General features: G+C 69.3%; 22 protein-coding genes and 2 pseudogenes. 13 read left to right on the forward strand and 11 right to left on the reverse strand.

Translation table 11 applies throughout. The features are described 5' to 3' along the window. Nucleotides 1-8 precede the first annotated feature (8 nt). The 7 genes from ACFXIV_RS02420 to ACFXIV_RS02450 form a co-directional block, all read right to left on the reverse strand. Entirely contained in the window at nt 9-1,301 is a 1,293-nt protein-coding gene (locus tag ACFXIV_RS02420; RefSeq protein ID WP_379395152.1) for a VWA domain-containing protein, read from the reverse strand. Then, nucleotides 1,298-2,209, reverse strand: coding sequence for a protein phosphatase 2C domain-containing protein (locus ACFXIV_RS02425; protein ID WP_379395150.1), 912 nt, complete (start codon nt 2,207-2,209; stop codon nt 1,298-1,300). Before ACFXIV_RS02425 ends, ACFXIV_RS02420 begins: the two co-directional genes overlap by 4 nt. 3 nt (nt 2,210-2,212) lie before the next feature. Further along, nucleotides 2,213-4,480: a tetratricopeptide repeat protein gene (locus ACFXIV_RS02430; protein ID WP_379395148.1), complete on the reverse strand. Its 2,268-nt coding sequence runs from the start codon at nt 4,478-4,480 to the stop codon at nt 2,213-2,215. Next, the gene (locus ACFXIV_RS02435; RefSeq protein WP_379395146.1) at nt 4,477-4,887 is read right to left on the reverse strand and encodes a hypothetical protein; all 411 of its coding nucleotides are present in this window, start codon (nt 4,885-4,887) and stop codon (nt 4,477-4,479) included. Before ACFXIV_RS02435 ends, ACFXIV_RS02430 begins: the two co-directional genes overlap by 4 nt. Nucleotides 4,888-5,034: 147 nt before the next feature. Further along, nucleotides 5,035-5,856, reverse strand: coding sequence for a PaaX family transcriptional regulator C-terminal domain-containing protein (locus ACFXIV_RS02440; RefSeq protein WP_379395702.1), 822 nt, complete (start codon nt 5,854-5,856; stop codon nt 5,035-5,037). A gap of 84 nt (nt 5,857-5,940) precedes the next feature. Next, nucleotides 5,941-7,143, reverse strand: a complete 1,203-nt coding sequence (locus ACFXIV_RS02445) for a saccharopine dehydrogenase family protein (RefSeq protein ID WP_379395144.1) — start codon at nt 7,141-7,143, stop codon at nt 5,941-5,943. Nucleotides 7,144-7,163: 20 nt separating this feature from the next. Further along, entirely contained in the window at nt 7,164-8,168 is a 1,005-nt protein-coding gene (locus tag ACFXIV_RS02450) for an alpha/beta hydrolase family protein (RefSeq protein WP_379395700.1), read from the reverse strand. Nucleotides 8,169-8,275: 107 nt separating this feature from the next. On the opposite strand from ACFXIV_RS02450, the gene ACFXIV_RS02455 reads away from it, so the two are divergent. Then, the gene (locus ACFXIV_RS02455; RefSeq protein ID WP_379395142.1) at nt 8,276-9,127 is read left to right on the forward strand and encodes an acyl-CoA thioesterase; all 852 of its coding nucleotides are present in this window, start codon (nt 8,276-8,278) and stop codon (nt 9,125-9,127) included. An 82-nt stretch (nt 9,128-9,209) separates the two neighbouring features. Here the strand turns inward: ACFXIV_RS02455 and ACFXIV_RS02460 are convergent, their stop codons facing one another. Then, on the reverse strand, nt 9,210-10,901 hold the full coding sequence (locus ACFXIV_RS02460) for an APC family permease (protein ID WP_379395698.1): 1,692 nt from the start codon (nt 10,899-10,901) through the stop codon (nt 9,210-9,212). 208 nt (nt 10,902-11,109) lie between these two features. Between ACFXIV_RS02460 and pdxT the strand changes: the two genes are divergently transcribed. The 7 genes from pdxT (at nt 11,110) to ruvB (ending at nt 16,126) form a co-directional block, all read left to right on the forward strand. Then, nucleotides 11,110-11,733, forward strand: a complete 624-nt coding sequence (gene pdxT / locus ACFXIV_RS02465) for a pyridoxal 5'-phosphate synthase glutaminase subunit PdxT (protein WP_379395696.1) — start codon at nt 11,110-11,112, stop codon at nt 11,731-11,733. A 95-nt stretch (nt 11,734-11,828) separates the two neighbouring features. Then, nucleotides 11,829-12,581: a YebC/PmpR family DNA-binding transcriptional regulator gene (locus ACFXIV_RS02470; RefSeq protein ID WP_379395140.1), complete on the forward strand. Its 753-nt coding sequence runs from the start codon at nt 11,829-11,831 to the stop codon at nt 12,579-12,581. Between the two features lie 95 nt (nt 12,582-12,676). Continuing rightward, the gene (locus ACFXIV_RS02475) at nt 12,677-13,201 is read left to right on the forward strand and encodes an O-acetyl-ADP-ribose deacetylase (protein ID WP_379395138.1); all 525 of its coding nucleotides are present in this window, start codon (nt 12,677-12,679) and stop codon (nt 13,199-13,201) included. Nucleotides 13,202-13,298: 97 nt separating this feature from the next. Beyond that, nucleotides 13,299-13,745, forward strand: coding sequence for a hypothetical protein (locus ACFXIV_RS02480; RefSeq protein WP_379395136.1), 447 nt, complete (start codon nt 13,299-13,301; stop codon nt 13,743-13,745). Between the two features lie 114 nt (nt 13,746-13,859). After that, complete coding sequence (gene ruvC, locus ACFXIV_RS02485) at nt 13,860-14,429, forward strand: crossover junction endodeoxyribonuclease RuvC (RefSeq protein ID WP_379395694.1); 570 nt, start codon at nt 13,860-13,862, stop codon at nt 14,427-14,429. Then, nucleotides 14,426-15,031, forward strand: coding sequence for a Holliday junction branch migration protein RuvA (gene ruvA, locus ACFXIV_RS02490; RefSeq protein ID WP_379395134.1), 606 nt, complete (start codon nt 14,426-14,428; stop codon nt 15,029-15,031). Before ruvC ends, ruvA begins: the two co-directional genes overlap by 4 nt. 6 nt (nt 15,032-15,037) lie before the next feature. After that, complete coding sequence (ruvB, locus tag ACFXIV_RS02495) at nt 15,038-16,126, forward strand: Holliday junction branch migration DNA helicase RuvB (RefSeq protein WP_379395132.1); 1,089 nt, start codon at nt 15,038-15,040, stop codon at nt 16,124-16,126. A gap of 81 nt (nt 16,127-16,207) precedes the next feature. On the opposite strand, the gene ACFXIV_RS02500 is transcribed toward ruvB, so the two are convergent. Further along, the gene (locus tag ACFXIV_RS02500) at nt 16,208-17,176 is read right to left on the reverse strand and encodes an NADP-dependent oxidoreductase (protein WP_379395131.1); all 969 of its coding nucleotides are present in this window, start codon (nt 17,174-17,176) and stop codon (nt 16,208-16,210) included. 69 nt (nt 17,177-17,245) lie between these two features. Between ACFXIV_RS02500 and ACFXIV_RS02505 the strand changes: the two genes are divergently transcribed. Then, nucleotides 17,246-18,229 carry a GlxA family transcriptional regulator gene (locus tag ACFXIV_RS02505; RefSeq protein WP_379395130.1) on the forward strand — a complete coding sequence of 328 codons (984 nt, stop codon included), beginning with the start codon at nt 17,246-17,248 and terminating at the stop codon, nt 18,227-18,229. A gap of 4 nt (nt 18,230-18,233) precedes the next feature. Here the strand turns inward: ACFXIV_RS02505 and ACFXIV_RS02510 are convergent, their stop codons facing one another. Continuing rightward, nucleotides 18,234-18,929 (reverse strand): FadR/GntR family transcriptional regulator, encoded by a 696-nt coding sequence (locus tag ACFXIV_RS02510; protein ID WP_379395129.1) that lies wholly within the window; start codon nt 18,927-18,929, stop codon nt 18,234-18,236. Between the two features lie 149 nt (nt 18,930-19,078). Here ACFXIV_RS02510 and ACFXIV_RS02515 point away from each other — a divergent pair, with 149 nt between their 5' ends. The 4 genes and pseudogenes from ACFXIV_RS02515 (at nt 19,079) to ACFXIV_RS02530 (ending at nt 22,897) form a co-directional block, all read left to right on the forward strand. Further along, a complete protein-coding gene (locus ACFXIV_RS02515) occupies nt 19,079-20,227 on the forward strand; it encodes an acetamidase/formamidase family protein (RefSeq protein ID WP_379395127.1) in 1,149 nt (382 codons plus the stop codon). Next, a pseudogene (locus ACFXIV_RS02520) lies at nt 20,227-20,928 on the forward strand (amidase family protein); the annotation flags it as partial. The gene ACFXIV_RS02515 and the pseudogene ACFXIV_RS02520, both read left to right, overlap by 1 nt. Before the next feature lie 518 nt (nt 20,929-21,446). Further along, nucleotides 21,447-22,055, forward strand: a complete 609-nt coding sequence (locus ACFXIV_RS02525; RefSeq protein ID WP_379395125.1) for a DUF222 domain-containing protein — start codon at nt 21,447-21,449, stop codon at nt 22,053-22,055. Between the two features lie 17 nt (nt 22,056-22,072). Beyond that, nucleotides 22,073-22,897: a DUF222 domain-containing protein gene (locus ACFXIV_RS02530; protein WP_379421202.1), complete on the forward strand. Its 825-nt coding sequence runs from the start codon at nt 22,073-22,075 to the stop codon at nt 22,895-22,897. Nucleotides 22,898-22,962: 65 nt separating this feature from the next. Here the strand turns inward: ACFXIV_RS02530 and ACFXIV_RS02535 are convergent. Beyond that, nucleotides 22,963-23,321, reverse strand: a pseudogene (locus tag ACFXIV_RS02535) (transposase); the annotation flags it as partial. Between the last annotated feature and the right edge of the window lie 228 nt (nt 23,322-23,549).

Consider the following 23,549-nt stretch of genomic DNA (forward strand, 5'->3'; position numbering starts at 1 on the left):
CGTCCCCTTCACCGCTTGTGCACGCGGGAGGTCTTGGTCGACCGCGTGTCCAAGGTCATCTCGTCGGCCTTGCGCACCGCGGACTTCAGCCGTACGGTCCCGGTCCGCGCGTCGAGCACGTCGACCACGCCCTCCAGGAGTTTGGCGGTGTCCGCATTGCCGGATTCCGCGGCGATCTGCACCGCGCGCCCGAGCTTCCTGGTGGCCGTGTCGAGGTCGCCGTCGCGGCGTGCGGCGAGGCCCTCCTGGATGACCCCGGCCAGTTCGGCCTGCCCGGTGTAGTGGGCCACCTCCGAGCTGATCTTGCTGGACTGGGCGACGTCGTCGGTCCACACGGCCTTGATCAGTCCCTGCCCCAGCACCTCGGCCTGATCCCCGCTGCCGCGCACCAGCGCGACCCGCCCGGCGAGCATGACATCGCCGAGTCCGCCGGGCGCGACCTCGACCCAGATGTGGTAGTCGCGGCTCTCCGCGCCACCCCAGGACCCGGTCGGGTATTCGCCGGTCTGCGTGCCGGTTTCGGTGCGCCGCCCGGTCAGGTCGAGTAGCTCCGGCGCGACCTGCTTGACGAATTTCACGGTGGCCCCGCGCGGGGTCCACAGCCGCAGCGCGACATCGGCGACCGACTTGCCCATGGCGGCGGTGGTCATGGCCTGGAAGTCGGCCACCAGATCCCGGGGGTCGGCGACGATGTCGACGGTGCCGAGGAGCGCGCTCGAGAGCTTGCGCAGTTCCGCGATCTCCCAATCGGTGCCGACGCCGCGGCAGTCGCATACGTACACCCCGGTGCTGGCCTGGATTTCGGCGTCGAGCTGCTGCGGCGTCTCGTGCTCGTCACGGCCGTCGGTGAGCAGGATGGCGTGGCGCAGCCCGCCGCGCTCCCCGAACAGCTGCCGCGCCAGCCGCAGCCAGGTACCGATCGCGGTGCCGCCCCCGGCGCGCAGGTTCTGCACGGCCGCAATGGCATCGGCCTTGTTGCCGGGTGAGGCGGCGATCAGCGACGGCGTGACCGGGTACACCATGCGCGCCTGGTCCGTGCCCGCCACCACGGCGAAGTCCACGCCGTCGCGCACCGCCGAGATGGCGGCGGCGGTGGCGTTCTTGGCGGCGGCCAGTTTGCCGTAGGCGTGGTCCATGCTGCCCGAGCAGTCGACGATGATCACCTCGGCCGCCCCGCCGCCGGCCGGTATCGCGCCGCCGCCGGTCGCGGTCACGGTGACGATCGCGTCGACCCGCGTCGCACCGGCGGGCAGGTACTCGTTCTGGAAGGTGTCGATGCGGAAACCCAAGGGGTCGTTCATGATCGGTCATTCCTCGAGAGGGCGGGAAATGGTGCGACGGCGACGGTGATGTTGTCGCCGCCACCGGCGGCCAGCGCCAGATCGGCCAGCTGGTGGGCCGCGGCGCGGGGGTCGGTCAGGGCGGACGGCAGGGCGAGCGCGGTGAGCGCGGCGGCGTCGGGGTAGTAGTTCCACAGTCCGTCACTGCACAGCAGCACCGCGCCCGGCCCGTCCGGGACGAAGGTGCGCAGATGGGGTTCGACGGCGTCCGCGTCGGCCCCGAGCCAGGCGGTGAGGGTGTGCGCGTCGGGCATGGACATGGCGGTCACCTCGTCCACGCCCAGATCCACCAGCCCGGCCGCCACCGAATCGTCGATGCTCAACCGGCGCGGCGGGGTGGCCGCGGGGTCGGCGGTGAGCCAGTAGGCGCGGCTGTCGCCGATGGACCCGACGGTGACCGCGGTGGCCGTGACCGCCGCGGTCACGATGGTGCAGGACGGTGTCAGCTCGCCCCGATCACCCAGGGCCGCAACGGCTTCCGCCGCCGCGCCGATGGCCAGTAGGGTGGCCGCCTCCGCGCCGAGACCCGCGCCGAGCTCGGCCGCCAGCCGGTCCGCGGCGGTGGCGGCGGCCCGCTGGGCGGCGTCGGCGGCGTGCTCGGAGCTGGACACCCCGTCGCACACCACCAGGATCCGGGTGCCGTCGAGGATGCGCAGCGCCATCGCATCCTCGTTGTGCGCGTGCCGTTTCCCGCGATCGGTGACCGCGGCGAGCGTGCCGAGGTCGAGCTGCCACCGGTCGGGCACGGCCGCCGGCGTGATCTCACCGGTCAGCGATGCGCCGCAGTCCTCGCAGAATCGGTCGCCGTCGGCGCATCGCGCTCCACACGCCGGGCACACGTCGGTCGTCTCCTCGAGTGTCGTCGTCATGGCTCACACCCAGCTGACGGGGCGAATGGCATTGGCGCGGTTGACCAGATCCCGCCGCGCCAGCTTGTCGGGGGCCAGTCGCGCCAGCGTCCGGAACTGGGATTCCAGCGCGGTCCGCAGCTCGCGATCGGCGAATCGGCAGCCCAGCACGGTCGCGCCCGGTTCGACCGGCTGCGCGGCCGCCAGGGTCCGCGCGGCGTCGAGGACGGCGACGCTCCGCCACGCCTTGTGCTCCGGATCCAGCGGCAGGCCGCTGAGGCGATCGCCGGCGGCGACGAGATACCCGTGCCGGCCCGACCCGCCCGCGAGTTGCGCGGCGAAGGCGGCGAGCTGGGCGGCGGTGTGATGGCTGGAGCCGGCGGGCACCGATTCCGCGGCGGCGATGGCGCCGTCGATATCGCGCTCCTGCAGCCGGGTGCGGGCCAGACCGAAGGCGGCACTGGGGTATCCGTGGTCGGTCCGCCACACCTGCAGGTACAGCCGGGACGCGGCGTCGAACTCACCCGCGCACTCCCGGGCCGCCGCGAGCGCCAGCTTGGCCGCCGCCTCACCGGGCAGCATGCCGTAGACGGTGTCGAAGTGCTCGCGCGCGGCGGTGCAGTCGCGGCGGGCCAGGGCGGTCGTTCCGCGATACCAGGTGATCCGCCAGTCGGCGTCCTCCGACTCCTCGAGTGCGGCGAGTTCGGCTGTGGCCGTGTCGAAGTCGCCGCTCTCGATGCGGCCGCGGACCAGTGCGAGGGCCACCTCCGGCGAGGACACCGGTGCGGCCTCCAGCGCGGTCACCAGCTGCCGGGGATCACCGATCGAGGTGGTGGCCAGGAAGCCCGCCGCGGGATCGGACGGATCGACCATGGGCACCGGCAGTGCCGCCACGATGGCGAGCGGGTCCGGTGTTGCGGGCCACTGCTGCGGGTCGGCGCCGAAAGCCGCACGCTCGCCGCTGAACACGGTCGACAGCGCCGGCCGCGGCTGCCCGTCCTCGGCGGCCACCACCTCGCGCAGCACGCCCGTGACCTGCTCGGCCATCTCCGAGGCGGACCCGAACCGCTCGTTCGGGTCGGCGGCGGTGGCGCGCTCGAGCAGCCGCCGGAACGACGGGAACTGCGCCAGCAGCGGCACCTCCGTCGCGGGTGGCAGGGTGTACCGGTAGGCGTGCTGATAGTCAAAGTTGAAGGTCAGCACGGCCAGTGTCCGCGCCACGGTGAACAGATCCGACTCCACCGACGCGCCTTCGGTTTCCAGCTCCGGCGCACAGTAGCCGTCGGTCTTGAACCCCGCGCTGTCCTCGTCGTCCATGTGCCGGACCGCGCCGAGGTCGATGAGCTTGAGCTGCTCCTCGGTCTGAATCATATTGTCGGGCTTGAAATCGCAGTACAGCAGATTCATGCCGTGCAGGTAGCCGAGCGCGGGCAGGATCTCGAGAATGTAGGCCAGGCCCCGGGCCAGCGGCAACGGCTGCAGCCGTCCGGCCGGATCGTGCTGGGAGCGCAGCTCTTTCAGCGATGCCCCGCCGATGTACTCCATGACGATGTAGCCGACCGGCTCCCGCGTGCGAGGGTCGGGATGCCGCACGAAGTTGAAGATCTTGACGATGTTCGGGTGCTCGACCGACGCCAGGAACTGCCGCTCGGCCACCGCCGCCGCCAGGGCGTCGGCGTCACCGGTGTCGAGCAGGCCCTTGAGCACCACCCAGCGGTCGCTGACATTGCGGTCGCGGGCCAGATAGATCCAGCCCAGGCCGCCGTGGGCCAGGCAGCCCAGCACCTCGTATTGCCCGGCCACCAGATCTCCGGCCGTCAGCTTCGGAGTGAAGGAGTAGGCGGTGCCGCACTGGCGGCAGAACCCCTCGGTGCGGCCCGGCACCCCCTCGCGGCCGCGGCCCACCCGCTGATTGCAGTTGCTGCAGAAGCGTTCGTGCTCGGGCACCTGCGGATCGGCCATGACCGCCGTGGACGGATCCCGGTAGGGCACCTGCGGAATCGACACCAGGCCCGCGCCCAGGCGGCCCCGGCTGGACCGCGCGGTACGGGTCGAGCGGGAGGAGGAGCGGCTGGAGCCGCGGCGGCTGTGCCGGCCCGAGCGGGACGAACCCACCCCGGTCCGGGAAGCCGGATGCCCGTTGGGCGTCGGCGCGGCCCCGGTGAAGGTGGCCGCGAGGACCGGTGTCGAAACGTGCTGCGCCGGTGCGGCGGGCGCCAGCCCACATTCGTCGCAGAAGCCGTCCTGAATGGTGCCGCCGCAATCCGGCCGCAGGCAGTTGGTCATGGTCATGCCGTCTTCTCGGTGATAGCCCCTGATACTCGGCCATCGCGCTGCTGGCGGCGGCGAGATCGCAAGGGGCGGAATGGAGTAGCTCGTAGGCGCGGCGGTAGCGGGAGGGCATTGTCGCGGGCGGTCTCGAGTTCGCGGGTCAGCGCCATCGGATCGCCGCCGGCGGGCCGCCGCTCGGCCAGGCTCAGCGGATCCGACATGGCCAGTGCCCGTTCGGTATTCAAGCGGTCCTCGATGCCGTCGAGCCGCTTCAGCAGCGGATGGCCGATGGCGGTCACACCCGTCAGCGGCACCCTGTCCAGAAACCGGACGCCTGGATCGGCTTCCAGCTCCGCGAGATTCGCCGCGATTTCACCATGGTCGGCATCGAGCCGGGCCAAGGCCTGATCGACCTCGGCTATTGCCAACACTGGCACCCCCCGTTTCAGCGATGTCCCTCATCGAGCGTGAGCCCGTCAGCACATGCTGCCACCGCTGAGCGTAAGCAAACCGTAAGGATTTTCAGGGTTCCGGGTCACTGTCACGGCCGGGCCGGGGGATGATGTGCTGTCGGTCTAATCCCGGGCGCCGGTGGGGGCGGTGATCTCGGCGACCGCCTCCGCGTACCAGCGGAACAGCCGAATCGGCGGCAGGGGAGCGGCATTCAGCTCCGCCCAGCACTCCGCGACCGCGGCGCGCGCGGTCACCCCGATCCAGTGCTCGGGAAGCAGTTCCGGCGGCAGCAGCGGATCGGACACGACGGCACGATCGAACTCGCTCGCCAAAGTGATTGCCAGCGAGAGCTGTCGGGTCGGATCCGCGGTGCGCAGCGCCGGCAGGGTGCACTCGGCGGCCGCGAGCAGCCGCTCGTGCCCGGCGGCGAGCCGGTCCAACGGCCACAGTCGCGCCGCGAGCTCGACACCCCCGGTGATCCCCCCGACCGACAGCTCACCGGTCGACAGCGTGGTGAGCTGCCCGTCGATGCCGAGTTTACTTGCCAGGGAACGGATTCGATCCTCCCACGCGTGCGGCGACACGTACAGCCCGCCCTGGATCGGCGCGCCGCCGCGGTACACGATGTCCTCGCGCATGGCGTCACGCGCCTGCCGATTCGCCTCCGGCACCGCGAACGCCACCAGATGCCAGACGCCGTCCCACTGCACCTCCCCACGATCCTGGGCATAGGCGAAGCGCAAATACTCCAGATCGGGTTCGATGGTCCCGCGGGTGTCCTCGGTGGCGCGCAGCACCGCCTTGCGCCCGCGCCCCTCGTGCGTGAATCGCCCCTCGGCCACCAGCCGTTTGATGCACAGGCGCACCTGTTGATCGCTCATGCCGAGCACGGCCGCGACATCGTAGAGCTCACCGCCGTCGATCGTGGCGTCCTCCCGGATCATGCTCTCCACGAGCGTCCGGGTCGGAATCTCGGTGGCCGGAATCAGATCGTCCACGACGTACTCCTCACTCCACGATGCACGGCGCTACCCGACCGGTTCCCGCTCGATGACGACCGGTGAGCCGCCACCGAGTTCGCGGCCCAGATCCGCGAAGAACCGCGGCGCGTCGATGACCGCCTCCGGCGGATGCACCCCCGGCCGGCGGGCGCAGCCGTCGATGACCTGGGACATGCCCAGTGCCAAGGGAATCCCGGTCGCCCGCGCCATATCGCCTAACAGCTTATCGATGCCACCCGCCACCGACGGGTCCAGGTGTGCCAGCACCCGATATTCGCGCCCGGCTCGCCGGCCCGACAGAGCGGCGAAGAACGGCGGCAGATTCCCCGGCCCCCGGGTCCGCAGGGCCGTCGGCACCGAGCGGGCGATCCGCGCCAGCGTCGGCCGCGCCAGCTCCTCCGCGGCCGCCTCATTGGTGAGCCGGCCCGCGTCGATATCGCGGCGCAGCATCTCCAGATAGGCCAGCGTCGACGGCGTCACCACCATCAGGTTGGCCGCGTCGCCGACCGGTTTCAGGCTGCGCTGCAAGGTGATCGGCTCGGGGTGGCCGATGGTGTAGGCGGTGCCGCGCCGCCCGCCGGGCAGGGTGAGCTCGACCGGGCGCAGGGGACGTTGCGCGACCACCCGGCCCGCCGTCACCGCCGAGATACTGCCGCTGCTCTGCTGCATCCAGTGGACGGCCGCCGCGGTCGGCTGCTCGTCGCCGAGCAGCGACTCCGCGCCGCCGCCCGCGCCCGGAACATCCACCGGCCACGCGGTATACGCGTCCAGAACGGTGTCGAGCTCGGCCGCCGCCAGCGCCGCCAGCAGATTGCTGATCCCGGGACTGGCGCCCATTCCCACGATCGCGCACACCCCGGCAGCCCGCGCCCGGTCATCGAGCCCGAGTATGTCGACCGTCGGCTCCCAGTCGTCGCAGATATCGAGATAGTGCGTGCCGGTGTCGATCGCGGCGCTCAGCACGGTGCGGCCGAATCGGTAGTAGGGGCCGACGGTATTGAGCACCAGATCGACCTGCGTGAGCGCGTCGCGCAGCGCGGGGGCGTCGGTGACATCCAGCGGGCATGCGGACACCGGTACCCGGGCGCCGGCGAAGCGCCGGGCCACCGCCGCGGCGGCCTGCCCGTCCCGATCGGCGATCACGATCTGCTCGACGCCCAGCAGCCGGGCGGCGGTGTCGACGGCGGCGGCGCCCATCGCGCCCGCCGCGCCGAGGGCAAGGACCTTCATGGCGGTACTCCTGTGCAGCATCAGTGGTTCGGTGGCTGGGCGGCGTACTCGCGCAACGCGTCGAGATAGCCCGGGGCATAGAGGGATCGGGGCGCGAACAGCGCGACCAGGAACGACCGCAGGCCGTCGGGCTTGTCGAGATCGAACTTCACGATGTTGTGCGAGGCGTCCGGGAAGGTCCGGACGGTGAGCAGGTCCGCGGGCATCGATTCCCGGTACACCCGCGCCGTTTCGGCGACATCGACATTGAGATCGCGCTCACCGAGCAGCAGCAGCGTCGGAACCCGCAGTTGCGCAAGGGTTTCGGTGACATCGGAGCGGAAGTTCTTGCCCACGAACCGCCAGCGGTCCGCCGACATGGGCGGGGAATCCGCGGTGGCCGCGAGGTAACGGTCATAGCTCGCGCCCTCGCGCAGCAGTGACAGATCGTTCTCGCGCCGCCGCAGCTCGGCGGCGATCTCGTCGTCGGAGGCGTGCCGCTCGCGCAGTTCGGCGCGCAGGTTGTACTCGCCCTGCCGGATCCAGTTGACGGCCGTGCCGACCGCTATCATGAACCGCAGCTCCGGGTGCCGGACCGCCACCTCGGGCAGGACCCACCCGGCCTGGCTGATGCCCCACAGGCCGATGCGGCCCGCGTCGATGTCCGGACGCCCACGCGCCCACGCGATCGCGGCCTCGGTCTCGGCGGCCCGATCCTGCATGCTCTGGTCCAGCCATTTGCCCGGCGCGCCGTCGACACCCGGCTTGTCCCACGCCAGTGACGCGTACCCGGCCTGCGCGAAGGTCTCCCAGATCGGCCGGTAGAACTCGTCGCGATCGGCGGTGGCCGCGCCGTCGCCGTGCACGAAAACAACCAGCCCGAACGGTCCGTCCCCGTGTTTCGGCAAGGCCAGCGTGCCCTGCAGCGGCTGAGCGCCCCCGGTGATGGTGACCCGCTCTGCGCGAATGTCGAAGTCGTGCTGGACGATCACCCATCCGCTCGTCGACAGCGCCAGTGCGGCAACGCAACTCACGGCGATGAGGATCCGGCGCTTCCAGCTCATGAAACTATCGTAACAGAAACGATCGTGATGAAAGCGATAGATTTGTGCGGTTGTTAGCCTGAGCGCGACAAACGCGAAGGGACGGGTGCATGGCGACGATCGAAGAGGCGCTCGAAATAGAGCAACTCGAACGCGACATCTTCCGTGGCGCGTCCACCAAGACGCAGCTGCCACGCACATTCGGCGGGCAGGTGGCGGGGCAGGCGCTGGTGGCGGCGGTACGCACGGTGGATCCGCACTATCAGGTGCATTCACTGCACGGGTATTTCCTGCGGCCGGGCAATCCGGAGCGACCCACCGTCTACCTGGTGGACCGCGTCCGCGAAGGCCGCTCCTTCTGCACGCGCCGAGTCACCGGTGTGCAGAACGGCGAGGCCATCTTCACCATGTCGGCCTCCTTCCACGTCGGCGACGCGGGACCCGAGCATCAGGACCGGATGCCCTCGGTGCCGCCGCCGGCCGAGCTGCCCGACGCCAAGGAGTCGATGAGCCCGGAACGGCTGTGGGCCATGCGCGAATGGGAGCACTGGGACATTCGCAACATCCCGCAGGAGGAGGTGGACCGCCGCGACGGTCTCGTCGCCCAGCAGCAGGTGTGGTTCCGCTACCGGCACGCGCTGCCCGACGATCCACTGTTCCACGTCTGCACCCTGGCGTACATGAGCGATATGACCCTGCTCGGCTCGTCCAAGGTCATCCACCCCGACGAGCCCACCCAGAACGCCTCGCTCGACCACGCCATGTGGTTCCTGCGCCCGTTCCGCGCCGACGACTGGCTGCTCTACGACCAGCAGTCGCCCTCGGCGGGCGCGGGCCGCGCGCTGACCGGCGGGCGGATCTGGAACCAGGCCGGGGAACTGGTCGCGGTGGTCATGCAGGAGGGGCTGACCCGTACCTTCCGTGACGAGCAGGCCGAGTCGTACCCGGCCGGAACGGCCTGAGCCGCACCCGAAACCATCCGAGCCGCAAACAAATCGAGCGCGCCGCCGGTGAATTCCGGCGGCGCGCTCGGGTTTTCGGAGATCAGGCGGTCTGCACCCGCAGGTGACACACCACCGTGTCGTTCATCTTGCGCAGCACCCGCTCCAGCTCGTCACTGCGATGGCTGGGCAGCACGTGGTTCCACCCGGCGGGCGGCTCGATCTCGGCGATCACCACCACCTTGCGGCGGCCGGTGAAGTTATCGGCGACATAGCGCGCCACCGGGCCGCCGACGGTCGAATCACCGTCCTCGAGCAGCACCAGACGGACGTCCGGATGCCAGGCCTCCCACTCCTTGGTGAAGACGGTGATGTTCTCGCCCGGCAGGCACACATGCACCGCGGTGACGTCCCGGCCCAGCGACATGGCCGCCGAGAGCGCCTCCCGGCTCAGCTCCGACACCTCCGACACCGGCACCACGATCGCGGTCTCGGTGGCCTTCGGCTCGGCGGGCACGCAGCCCGCGCCGCGGCAGCCGTCGATGCGGGTGTAGATCGTGCGGATCCGCTCCATGGCCACCACCAGTAGCGGCAGCACCAGCACGATCAGCCACGCGCCCTCGGTGAATTTCATTGCGGTGGTGACGATCAGCGCTACGCAGGTGAGCACCGCGCCGAAGCCGTTCAGCGCCGCCCGCCACTGCCAGCCCCGCGTACGCACGTCCAGCCAGTGCCGGACCATGCCCACCTGGGCGATGGTGAAGCCCACGAACACGCCGATCGCGAACAGCGGCACCAGCGCGTTCATATCGCCCCGGGATGCGGCCAGCAGCACCGCCGAGGACACGCCCAGCGCCAGCACGCCGAAGCGGTACACCTGCCGTTGCGAGCTCACCGCGAACCGGTGCGGCAGCGAATTGTCGTCGGCGAGAATCTTGGTCAGCGTGGGCAGGCCGCCGTAGGAGGTGTTGGCTGCCAGCGCCAGCAGGATCACGGTCGCGAATTGCACGATGTAGTAGGCGATTCCGTGGCCCAGTGCCGACTCGGTCAGCTGCGACAGGATCGTGGTGCCCTCGATCGGGTGGATCGAGAACTTGCCGATCAGCGTGGCCAGCCCGAGGAGCATCACGCCCAGCAGCACACCCAGCGCCACCTCGGCCCGCTGTGCGCGCTTGACCTTGGGCTGCGCGAAGCTGGGCACCGCGTTGGCGATGGCCTCCACCCCGGTCAAGGCCGCGCAGCCACTGGAGAAGGCCTTGAGCAGCAACAGGATTCCGATGGTGCGCGCGTTCTCGGCGACGGCCGCGCCGGTGGCGACGGTGGCCGGTTCCGAACGCAGCAGGCCCGCTACTATCACCGTGAAGATGCCGAGCACGAACACCACAGTCGGGGCCATGAAAGCGCGGGCGCTCTCGCGGATGCCGTACAGATTGAGCACGGTGATCCCGGCCAGCACGGCCAGGCAGATCCACACCGTGTAAGGGAACAGCTGCGGGAACGCGGAGGTCAGTGCCGCCACGCCCGCGGCGATCGACACCGCGACATTCAGCACGTAGTCCACGATCAGCGAGGCCGCGGCCACCAGACTGGTCCGCCGGCCCAGCCGGGCCTTGGCCACCGCGTACGCGCCGCCGCCGTTCGGGAAGGCGGCGATGACCTGCCGGTAGGACGCGATGAGCACGGCCAGCAGCACCACGATCGCCAGGGTCACCGGCAGCGTGAAGCCGAGCCCGGCCGTCCCGGCGGCCGCCAGCACCAGCACGATCGCCTCCGGCCCGTAGGCCACCGAGGCCATGGCGTCCAGCGAGAGCCCGGCCAGCCCGGTCGCGACGGTCAGCCCGTGCCGGGGCGGCGGTGCGTCGACTCCGCCACGCGGCCCGGGCGAGGTTTGCGGTAGCAAATCAGTCACATGCCGCAGTGTTCACCCGAAACGCCTGTTGGACACCCGCCCTAACGGAACCCTGACACCGTAGGTGAGCAGGGCCACACACCCCCGCAAACGTATGCTCGACGGCGTGAAACCGACGATTGGTGTGCTGGCGCTGCAGGGCGATGTGCGTGAACACCTGCATGCTCTCGAGGCGTGCGGGGCGGATGTGGTGCCCGTGCGCCGCGAATCCGAGCTGGCCGCCGTCGATGGTCTGGTGCTGCCCGGTGGCGAATCCACCACCATCAGCAAGCTGCTCGAGGTCTTCGACCTGCTCGAACCGGTCAGGCAGCGACTCCGCGACGGCCTGCCCGCCTACGGTTCCTGCGCCGGCATGATCCTGCTCGCCTCCGAGGTCCTCGACACCCGCCCGGACATGCAGCCCCTGCACGGCATCGATATGACGGTGCGCCGCAATGCCTTCGGACGTCAGGTCGACTCTTTCGAGGCGGACCTGGACTTCGTCGGCCTCGACGACGGCCCGGTCCGCGCGGTGTTCATCCGCGCCCCCTGGGTCGAGCGGGCCGGGGACGGCGTCGAGGTGCTGGCCCGGGTGCCCGCGGGCCCGGCGGCCGGGCGCATCGTCGCGGTGCGGCAGGGCAATGTCATGGCCACCTCCTTCCATCCGGAGGTGACCGGCGATCTGCGGGTGCACAAGCTGTTCGTCGACACCGTGGTGCGTCCGCGCGCCGGAGTCTGAAAGTGCACTCGAGTAGACTGGTGCAGTTGTCCGTCCTCCGGGGCGGGTAGTTTGCCACTTGAACGACAGCGCCCCCTGAAACGAGGAAGTAGGGAATGAGCGGCCACTCAAAATGGGCCACCACCAAGCACAAGAAGGCCGGGATCGACGCGAAGCGCGGCAAGCTCTTCGCGAAGTTGATCAAGAACATCGAGGTGGCGGCCCGCACCGGTGGTAGTGACCCGGACGGCAACCCGACTCTGTACGACGCCATCCAGAAGGCGAAGAAGTCGTCGGTCCCCAACGACAACATCGAGCGCGCCCGCAAGCGCGGCGGTGGTGAAGAAGCCGGTGGCGCGGACTGGCAGACCATCATGTACGAGGGCTACGGCCCCAATGGTGTCGCCGTGCTGATCGAGTGCCTCACCGACAACCGCAACCGCGCCGCCGGTGAGGTGCGTGTGGCGATGACCCGCAATGGCGGCAATATGGCCGACCCGGGTTCGGTGTCGTACCTGTTCCACCGCAAGGGCCTCATCACCCTGGAGAAGAACGGTCTCTCCGAGGACGACGTGCTCATGGCGGTGCTCGACGCGGGTGCCGAAGAGGTCAACGACCTGGGCGACGCCTTCGAGATCATCTCCGAGCCGGGTGACCTGATCGCCGTGCGCACCGCCCTGCAGCAGGCCGGAATCGACTACGACTCCGCCGAGTCGAGCTTCCAGCCGTCGATGTCGGTGGCCGTCGACGCGGAGGCCGCGCGCAAGGTGTTCAAGCTGATCGACGCGCTCGAAGACAGCGACGACGTGCAGAACGTCTTCACCAACATCGACGTCTCCGACGAGGTGCTGGCCGAGCTCGACGCCTGATCGAGCTCCGAACGACGCGGGCCGCTTCCCGAACCGGGAGGCGGCCCGCGTCGTATTTCCCGGGCTCCACGGGTGCCGGGTGCGAGAATCGCGGCGTGCCCGAATTGCGCGCCGTGCGAGGCGATATCACCGAACAGCAGGTCGATGTCATTGTGAACGCGGCGAATTCCTCGCTGCTCGGCGGCGGGGGAGTGGACGGGGCGATCCACCGCAAGGGCGGACCGGAGATCCTCGCCGCCTGCCGCGCACTGCGGGCCTCCCGGTACGGCGGCGGCCTGAAGACCGGGCAGGCGGTCGCGACCACCGCCGGAAACCTCCCCGCCCGCTGGGTGATTCACACCGTCGGCCCCGTGTGGTCGGCGACCGAGGACCGCTCCGCGCTGTTGGCCTCCTGCTACCGCGAATCCCTGCGCGTGGCAGACGAACTCGGAGCGGACACCGTGGCCTTCCCCGCCATCTCCACCGGCGTGTACGGCTGGCCCATGGACGACGGCGCCCGCATCGCCGTCGAGACCGTGCGCGGCACCGAGACCCGGGTGCGGGAGGTGCGGTTCGTCCTCTTCGGCGACGAGGCGTTCCGGCTCTTCGCTGCGGCACTCGCCGCGAATCAGGGTGCCTGAGCGACCGAATTCCGGGTTTACCCCGATATGCGTGAAACCTCCTGTGCGGCAAGCTGAATCGCGGGTCGGGTCATAGTCGATAGGAGTTGATTCACACATGGCTCAACGGTTGCTGGTCGGTCTGGGCGCCGCGGCCCTGATCACCGCCGCGGCTGGCGCCCTGGCCCCGGCGGCGTTCGCGACGGATCTGGCCGAGGGAGTTTCGTGCAGCGATCGCAGCTGCCGCAACGACACCGACGACATCTACCGCATCCAGGTGCGGGTGCACTGCTCGGGATTCGGTGACGGGTACGAGACGTCGGTCTGGGTGAACAGCCACACCACCGAACAGACGCAGGTCGGGTGCACCGGCCACTGGGTGTCCGGCGGATTCCGCCCCGGCACGCCCTCGATGAACTCCGACGGCACCTGGAACTCGCCTCCGATGGAGAAGGAGCCCGACACGTTCGAGCCCAGTTACCTGACGGGCATCGACTACCTGAGTGCCGTGGTCGACAACAGCGGCCGCCGTCGCCCCGGCGCCCCCGCGCCCAGCGGCTCCTGATTCCGGCCGGATCACCCGAGCCCGCACCGCGACCGGCCGTGTCGATGGACAATGTCGCCGCGAGGGTCCGTTAGACTCTCGAACAGTTGTTCGTTCATGGTGAGAGGGGTTTCGGTGCGGGTGATGGGCGTCGACCCCGGGCTCACCCGGTGCGGCATCAGCATGATCGTCGGCAGCATGGGCCGGCAGGTCTCCATGCTCGCCGTCGACGTGGTGCGCACCCCGCCGGAAATGGAGCTGGCGCAACGGCTTCTGCTCGTCGCCGACGCCGCCGAGGCCTGGATGGACACCCATGAGCCCGAGGCCGTGGCCATCGAACGCGTCTTCTCCCAGCACAATGTGCGCACCGCCATGGCCACCGCGCAGGCGGGCGGCGTCATCGCGCTCGCGGCCGCCCGGCGGCAGATCCCGGTGCATTTCCACACGCCGTCTCAGGTGAAGGCGGCCGTCACCGGCAATGGTTCGGCGGGCAAGGCGCAAGTGACCGCCATGGTGACCCGTATCCTCGGGCTGGCCGTCGCGCCCAAGCCCGCCGACGCCGCCGACGCGCTCGCCCTGGCGATCTGCCACTGCTGGCGCGCACCCATGCTGGAACGCATGGCCAAGGCGGAGGCGATGGCCGAGCGGCAACGGCGCATGTACGAGGAAAGGCTTGCCCAGCAACGGAAGGCGGTAACGCGGTGATCGCGTCGGTACGCGGCGAGGTACTCGAGATCGGGCTCGACCATGTGGTCATCGAGGCGGCGGGGGTCGGCTACCGGCTCAATGCCACCCCGGCCACCCTGGCCGGGCTCACCCGCGGCGAGGACGCCCGGCTCTACACGACCATGATCGTGCGTGAGGACTCCATGACGCTGTTCGGCTTCGCCGACACCGAGGCGCGGGAGTTGTTCGTGCTGTTGCAGACCGTGTCGGGGGTGGGCCCGAAGCTGGCCATGGCCGTGCTCGCGGTGCTCGAACCCGAGGCGCTGCGCAAGGCGCTCGCGGAATCGAATGTGGCGGCGCTGACGCGGGTCCCGGGTGTCGGCAAGCGCGGCGCCGAACGCATGGTGGTCGAGCTGCGGGACAAGGTGGATCTGGTTCCGGTGCAGTCCGGCCCGCCCGGATCCGGGCCCGCGCCCATGGCCACCCCGGTGCGCGAGCAGGTGGTGGACGCGCTCATCGGGCTGGGCTTCCCGGCCCGGCAGGCGGAGGGTGCGGTGGACGCCGTGCTGGCCGACGACCCCGGCATCGGCACCTCGCAGGCGCTGCGCACGGCGCTCGGGCTGCTGGGCAAGAATCGATAGGCCGTCATGAGCGACGAGTTCGACGATATCGACGACACCGAATCCGCCGTCAGCGCAAGCTATCTGCAATCCGACGGCGAGGTCGAGGCCAGCCTGCGCCCGAAGTCCCTCGACGACTTCATCGGCCAGCCGCGCGTGCGCGAACAGCTGGCGCTGGTGCTGCGCGGGGCGAAACTGCGCGGCGGCACCCCCGACCACGTGCTGCTGTCCGGCCCGCCGGGGCTGGGCAAGACGAGTATGGCCATGATCATCGCCGGCGAACTGGGCACCGCGCTGCGGCTCACCTCCGGCCCGGCGCTGGAACGCGCGGGCGACCTGGCCGCCATGCTCAGCAATCTGGTCGAGGGCGATGTGCTGTTCATCGACGAGATCCACCGCATGGCGCGGCCGGCCGAGGAAATGCTGTACCTGGCCATGGAGGACTTCCGTGTCGACGTGGTGGTCGGCAAAGGCCCTGGCGCGACGTCGATTCCACTCGATATCGCGCCTTTCACACTGGTCGGCGCGACCACTCGATCAGGTGCCCTGACCGGCCCGCTGCGCGACCGCTTCGGCTTCACCGGCCACATGGACTTCTACGAACCCGAAGAGCTGCAGAAGATTCTGGAACGCTCGGCCCGAATCCTGGGCGTGCGCTTGGAGTCCGACGCGGCGGCCGAGATCGCGGGCCGCTCCCGTGGCACGCCCCGCATTGCGAACCGGCTGCTCCGGCGCGTCCGTGATTATGCCGAGGTCAAGGCCGACGGACTTGTCACGCGTGAAATCGCCTGTGCCGCACTGGCGGTGTACGACGTGGACGCACTGGGGCTGGACCGCCTCGACCGCGCGGTGCTGAGCGCGCTGATCCGCAGCTTCAACGGCGGCCCGGTCGGGGTCTCCACCCTCGCCGTCGCGGTCGGCGAGGAAGCGGCCACGGTCGAGGAGGTGTGTGAACCCTTCCTGGTACGGGCCGGATTGGTGGCCCGCACGCCCCGCGGCCGCATCGCGACAGCGGCGGCGTGGGAGCACCTCGGCCTGGTCCCGCCGCCGGACCTGGTTTTCGGATCGATCGAAGTGCGGCGTCACGAGCCGCAGCTGGATCTGTTCGAGCCGTAAACCGTTCACGGGTCGGAACTTCCGTGAACAGAACCGCGCCGCTTGCCGTTCTCCGGCGCGCGGCGCGGTTCCATTGCTACCTCACTCGACGGTGAGGACCAGTTTTCCGACGGTACGGCCGGTCTCGCCGAGAGCATGGGCCTTGGCGGCGTCGGCGAGCGGGAACGACCCCGCGATGGTGGGGCGCAGCGCGCCGGACTCGGCGAGCTCGCGCAGCGCCTCCATTCCGGTGTGATCGGCCTCGACGAGCAGGATTTCGGCACGCACGCCGAGCTGTTCGGCATCGGCCTTGTAGTGGTCACCGCCATTGGCGCGCAGGGAAACCAGAATGCCGCCGGGCCGCAGGGTGCGCAGGGACCGCTGGGCGTGGTCGGCATCGATGGGGTCGAGGACCATATCGATTTCGCGGACCGTGTCCGCGAAATCGGTGGTGCGGTAGTCGATCACCTCGTCGACGCCGATGCCGCGCAGGAAATCGTGGTTGGCGGCGCTGGCGGTGCCGATCACGTACGCGCCGCGCGCCTTGGCGATCTGCACCGCGAAGTGCCCCACACCGCCGGCGGCGGCGTGGATCAGAACCCGCTGCCCGGCCTGCACATTCGCGGTGTCGACCAGCGCCTGGTAGGCGGTCAGGGCGGCCAGCGGGATGGCGGCGGACCGCGCGTGGTCGAGATTGGCGGGCTTGCGGGCGAAGGCCCGGGCCGGTCCGGTGACGTATTCGGCGGCCGCGCCGTGCCCGTGCGGGTAGGGGAGCATGCCGAACACCTCGTCGCCGGGCTTGAACAGGGTGACGCCGATCCCGGTCGCCACCACCTCGCCGGAGACGTCCCAGCCCAGCACGAACGGGGGCGGGGGCAGGAACAGGCCTGCGCGGCGGCGGTGACCCCAGTCGGTCGGGTTCAGGGCCGTGGCGCGCACCCGCACCAGGATCTCGCTCGGACCGGGCTGCGGCACCGGCAGTTCCACCTCGTGCAGGACCTCGGGACCGCCGAGCACGTCCTGGCCGATGGCCTTCATGGTGGTGGGGATGGTGATCTCCTTTTCGCTCATGCCTCCAGCTTGCCGCCGGGGGCGTGGGGAGGAAATGGCACGATTGCCAATATTCGATAGGATCGTGCCATGCAGTCGGAGAAGCTTCAGCCGCACCGGGTCGTCGTCCTGGCGCTCGACGGGGTCTACCCGTTCGAGCTCGGCATCCCGAACCGGGTGTTCGGCACGGCGGACGGACTGTACGAGGTGATCACCTGCTCGCTGGACGGGCGCCCGGTGCGCAGCAGTTCCGACTTCGACATCGCGGTCGCGCACGACGCGAGCCTGCTGGAAACCGCCGACACCGTGGTGATTCCGCCGTGCGATGTCGTGCCGATCCTGGAAAATGGCCTGCCGCAGGAAGTTTCGTACGCACTGGCCTCCATCCGCCCTGGCGTGCGGCTGGTCTCCATCTGCACGGGAGCGATCGTGGTCGCCGCCGCGGGCCTGCTCGACGATCGGCCCGCCACCACCCATTGGAACTTCGCCGACCGGTTCCGGCGGACCTTCCCGAAGGTCCACGTCGACCCGAACGTCCTCTACGTCGACGACGGCGACATCCTCACCTCCGCCGGCGCCACCGCCGGAGTCGACCTGTGCCTGCACCTGATTCGCGCCGACCACGGCAGCGAGGTCGCCAATATGGTGGCCCGCCGCTGTGTCGTCCCGCCCTGGCGCGAAGGCGGCCAGGCCCAGTTCATCGAGCAGCCGGTGCCCCCGCCCACCGCCGCGGGCACGGCCACCGCTCGTCAGTGGGCGCTCGAGAATCTGGACCGGCCGCTGACCATGGCCGACCTCGCGGATCGAGCGCGCATGAGCGGCCGCACCTTCGCCCGCCGGTTCCGCGACGAGGTCGGAATGAGCCCGGGACGGTGGCTGATTCAGCAGCGGGTGTTCCGCGCCCGCGAATTGCTGGAGACCACAGAGCTTTCCGTGGATCGGATCGCCGGGGAGGTCGGCTTCGCCACCGGAGCCTCCCTGCGCCAGCACCTGCACGAGGCGATCGGTGTGTCGCCACTGGCCTATCGGCGCACCTTCAAGACCGAGGTGGCGGTCGGCGCGATGCGCGCCTGAGCGCTCAGCGCGGTGCGATGCTGAGTTCGCGTACCTCGCGCAGGTGCCGTTCCATGGCGGCGGCCGCGGCCGTGCTGCCGTGGGCCGCCACGGCCTCGTAGATCCGGTGATGGCCCTCGAGCGACAGGCGGCGGGCGTGCCGTGAGCGATGGGAGAGCGTGCGGGTGCTCCTGGTCCACTCGGTGGTCATGGTGCACAGCGTCACCAGGAGCGGATTCTGCGCGGCGTGCGCCAGCAGCGTGTGGAATTCGATGTCGAGCCTGAGGGATTCGGCGGGGGAGAGGGTGTCGCTGGAACGGGTCAGGACGTCGTCGAGGGACAGCAGGTTCGAGTCCAGCGCACGCAGGGCGGCCAGCTCCGCGATGCGCGGTTCCACCAGATCACGCAATTCGATGGCGTGGCCGAGCTCGATGTCCAGCGCCCGCAGGCCCTCCGTCAGCGCGTCCGCGTGCCGCGGGGTTTCGGTGACGGTGCTGCCGCGGCCCTGACGGCGTTCGATGAGTTGCTTGGATTCCAGCTCGAACATGGCCTGGCGCAAGGATGATCGCGACACGTTCATGTTCGCGGCCAGCTCGCGTTCCGACGGCAGCCGATCCCCGGCCCGCAGCTCGCCATTGGTGATCAGCGCCTCCAGATGCGCGGCGACCTCCGCGCTGACGCTGCGCGCGCGCCGCCGCAGCGGGGGAATCGATGCTGTCATCGCCCGAGTTTAAATCCGTTCCCGGCCAGGCCATTTCGGTCAGGTAAAACGCCAGTTACGTTCGGTTTCGAGCCCCGTCACCGCCCGTTCGCCCGGCTTATGGTCGGCACATCGGATGGTCCGACCAATTCGGTCGGGTAGGAGAGGTAGTGAGCGTGACGTCGATCGTGCGGGAGTTCATCCCGGCGTTTCCGGTCCTGCAACCGGGTGAGGGGATCGGCTCGGACACCGGTTATCTGCCGGTCGATCCGTCGGTGGTGCTGTGGGGGCGACTGCCGTGTGGGCGGGACCGGCCGATCGCGGCCGTCGAGCCGGGACACAGCATCGTGATCGACACCGTCAGCCACGAAGGGATTCTCGACGACCAGGGCTCCGATCCCGTCGGGTATTTCGGGCGGAACGGTGTCGAACGCGACCAGGTGCTGGCCGACGCCGTCGAGGTCGCCGCGACCCGGAACCGTGACTCGCTGGCCGGGCCACACATCGTCACCGGGCCGATCGCGGTGACCGGGGCGCAGCCGGGCGACCTGCTCGCCATCTGCATCGACGAACTGACCATGCGCGCACCCTACGGCGTCGTCTCCACGAGGCACGCGCGCGGCGTCCTGGCCCATCGGCGCGGATTCGACGGGAACTACGGGCAGTTCTGCGCGGTGGAATCGCGGGAGGGGAGGTGGTTCGGCACCATGCCCGTGCATCCGGATCAGCCGCAGCGGGCCAGTTTTCCGCTGCATCCGTTCCTGGGGATCATGGGCGTCGCGACCGACACCGAGAGCCGGGTGTCGTCGGTGCCGCCGGGGCTGCACGGCGGCAATATCGACATCCGCCGCCTGACGGCCGGCGCGACACTGTTTCTGCCCGTTCAGGTTCCGGACGCGCTGTTCTATATCGGCGACCCGCATTTCGCCCAGGGGAACGGCGAAGTGGCACTGACCGCGCTGGAAGCGCCACTGCGGGCGCGATTGACGGTCGACGTGATTCCGGGCGCGCAGGTCGCGGCCGGACTGGGCCGGACGATCGGGCCGTTCGTCGCCGCACACGGGCTGGTCATTCCGACCGGCTTGGACGAGGACCTGAACCGGGCGCTCGAGGTCTGTGTCCGCAACGCGGTGGAACTGGTGGTCTCGCTGTTCGGCGCCGATCCGCAGCAGGCGTATCTGTATCTCAGCGCCGCAGCGGATTTCACCATCTCGCAGGCGGTGGACCAGGTGCGTGGGGTGCACGGCGAAGTACGGGTCGCCGACTTCGCCCACCACGCCGCGACCGAGCTGGCCCGGCGCGTCCTCGAGCGGGCCTGATGACAATCGTGAAGCAGATCCCCGATCGGGCAACGGATTTCGATCGGCGGGTATGGCGTGAACTGGGTGCACCGCTGGTCCGCGCCACCGGTGACGGCGTTCTCAGCGGGCACACCGTGGCAGTGAAGGATCTCTACTCCGTTGCCGGGTTTCCGCTCGGTGGAGGAGTTCCGGACTATCTCGGCGCACCCGCGCCGTCCCACGCGCCCGTGGTGGCCCGCCTGCTCGCGGCCGGTGGCGACATCACCGGTATCGCGCAGACCGACGAATTCGCCTACAGCATCACCGGAGGCAACGGGCGCTATGGGATGCCGGTGAATCCCGCTGCTCCGCACCGGGTTCCGGGCGGATCGTCGAGCAGCTCCGCGGTCGCCGTGGCGAGCGGCGCGGTCACCATCGGGCTCGGCACGGATACGGCCGGGTCGATCCGGGTTCCGGCGGCCTATCAGCGGCTGTGGGGAATCCGTACCTCGCACGGCGCGATACCCACCACGGGAGTGCTGCCGCTCGCGCAATCATTCGACACGGTGGGATGGATGACGCGTGACGCGCTCACCTTGGCGGCCGTTGCGGAATGCCTGCTGCCCGAACAGGAATCGGGCGACGCACAGTTGATCGTGGATCCGAGGTTGTGCGCTGTCGCCGATGACGAGCCGGCTACCGCGAGTCTTGCCGCCGCGAAGCGGATGGGTGCCGTCGAGACAGATCTGAACGCCGACACAGAATCGTGGTTCACGGCGTTCCGGACCGTCCAGGCCTTCGAAGCCTGGTCCAACCATGGAGCCTGGATCCAGGCACATCCGGGGGCACTCGAATCCGAAGTGGCGCAGCGTTTCCGGTTCGCATCGACGATCACGCCTTCGCAAGCGATGGAGGCCGGTAGCGTGCTACGCATCGCCGCCGAACATCTCCGTGCCGCACTGCGCGATCGGATTCTGGTATTGCCCACCACCGCCACACCGCCGCCGCCTCGGATGGCCGCCGCTGGAGCACTGGAATCGGGCCGGACACGCACCCTGCATTTGACATGTTTGGCCGCTATCGCAGGTGCGCCTGCCATCACCTTTCCGCTGGCGGATATTGATGGAATTCCAAATGGTCTGTGTTTGATTGGGGCGCCCGGTATGGATCGAACCCTTATTCGACATTCAATCGAAAAGACAAGGGATACTGGACAATTCGAGTTCTCTCAATGAACGCGCGGCGGTAGAATTAGCACATGGATTCGAAAGGGGATACACTCGACACGTGCGGCATCGCCGACCTGGCGGCCGCCGTCGAAACCCTGTCGAATTCCATCCTCCACGGAAACCTGAATCCGTTCTCCGACGGTGACGTCGTGGAGTTGATGCAGCGCCTGGAGGCCTGCAAACGTCAACTGTCGGCGCTGGATTCACGCCTGATCATCGAAGCCTGCAATCGTTCGCTGCCCGCAACGAGTGGGGCGAAGGATGTGGTGCCGTTCCTGCGGCAAACCCTGGGGTTGTCGAAGTACGACGCCTCGGTGCGAGTGAAGATCACCCGCCGGTGCGGGGAATTCTTCGAGCCGACCGGACACCTGCGCCCCGCCTCCCTCGTCAAGACCGCCGAAGCCTTTGAGGCAGGCGACATCTCGCGTGATCATGTCCGCAACATCATCGACGTGATGAACCACCTGCCCGCCGACATCCCCGCCGAGACGCGCGCCGAGGCCGAGGACATCCTGGTCGGCCACTCCCGTGTCGGTTGGCCCGACGATCTGCCCAAGATCGGCCGCGACGTCCTCGCCCGTGTCGACCCGGACGGCAAGGTCGTCTCCGACGCGACCGCCGTCGCCGCCGGGGCCTGATCCTGGGTCGTCCCGGGGTGGATGGCATGTCGTGGATCGAGGGCTGGATCACCCCCGAACTGCGGGCCCTGTTCGATGCGGTGTTCGCGAAGCTGGCGCGTCCGGGTATGTGCAACATCGACGACACCGACAGCGTCGCCGCCACGGTCAAAGTCGTCGATTCCAAGGTGCTGGAAGCGGCCGCCCGCCGCGACCGTCGCGATGCCGGTCAGCGCTCCCACGACGCGTTGTTCGCGTTGTTGCAGCCCGGTGTCGACGCGGCCAAGCTGGGTTCGCATCGTGGTTTGCCGGTGCAGGCCATCCTGACCATGTCCGTCGCCGATCTCGAGCGTGGGGCCGGTGTCGCGACCACCGCTTCGGGCGGCCACGTGAGCATCAACGAGGCGTTGAAGATGGCCGAGGGTACCCGCCCGGTGCTGGCGGTCCTCGATGCCGACGGGCTGCCGCTGTACCTGGGTCGCTGCGAGCGCTTGGCCACTCCGGCCCAGCGTCTGGCCCTTATCGCTCGCGACAAGGGTTGCACCCGACCGGGATGCGATGCGCCAGGGTCGATGTGCGCGGTGCACCACATCACCGACTGGGCCAAAGGCGGCCCCACCGACCTGAACAACCTGACCTTGGTGTGCGATCACTGCCACGCGCTGGTCAATGACAGTGCCGACGGTTGGAAAACCGTTGTCATGGGCAAAGATTCCCCGTATCGGGGGCGTACCGGGTGGATTGCACCGAAGAGGCTTGACCCGACCGGCATTCCTCGGGTGAACGACAGGCATCACGTGGGGCAGTGGGTCGCCGCTGCCATCGATTCCAGTTGCCAGAGGTGGGGTTCACGGGCCGCATGAATCCCGGCTGCTCGTGTCGGGCTGGCGTGCGCAGGGACCGGGGAGTGTGGACGCTCCGATAGATGTCAAGCGGCTGTTGGGAGTTCGTCGGCGGTGTTGGTGGGTGGGCTTGTGAGGACGTGGTAGATCTCTCGGGCGATGAATCGTTTGAGGCAGCGGATGATGTTTTTTTTCGATAGTCCTAGCTGGGTGCGGCGGTCGACGTAGGTGCGGGTGCGGGGGCGAACCGCATGCGGACCAGGGCGATGGTGTGCAGGGCGCGGTTGGCGGCGCGGTCGCCACCGCGGTTGAGGCGGTGGGTTCGTCCGGAGGAGGCGGATATGGGGGCGACGCCGGTCAGGTGGGCGAAGGCGGCTTCGCTGCGTAGCCGGTGGGGGTTGTCGCCGGCGGTGGTCAGCAGGACACCGGCGGTGTCGGTGCCGACGCCGAACCCCACCCATCGCCATCGCACCGCCGCCCTCCGGAAGGTCGATCCCCGGCGTCCCTGCTCATCCGCACTATCCCGAACAGTCGCAAGCCATCATGTGGCGACCCCAACTCCGTGATCTGAAGGAATACCTCCTGCAATAACCCCACATGCGGCTTCAAAGGTGAGGGGGCTGGTAGGTGTAGGCGCGGACGTGAGCCCGGCCCCTCCCTTCTCCAGGTATCT

The sequence above is a fragment of the Nocardia sp. NPDC059236 genome, assembly GCF_042754085.1.
Taxonomy (GTDB): Bacteria; Actinomycetota; Actinomycetes; order Mycobacteriales; family Mycobacteriaceae; genus Nocardia.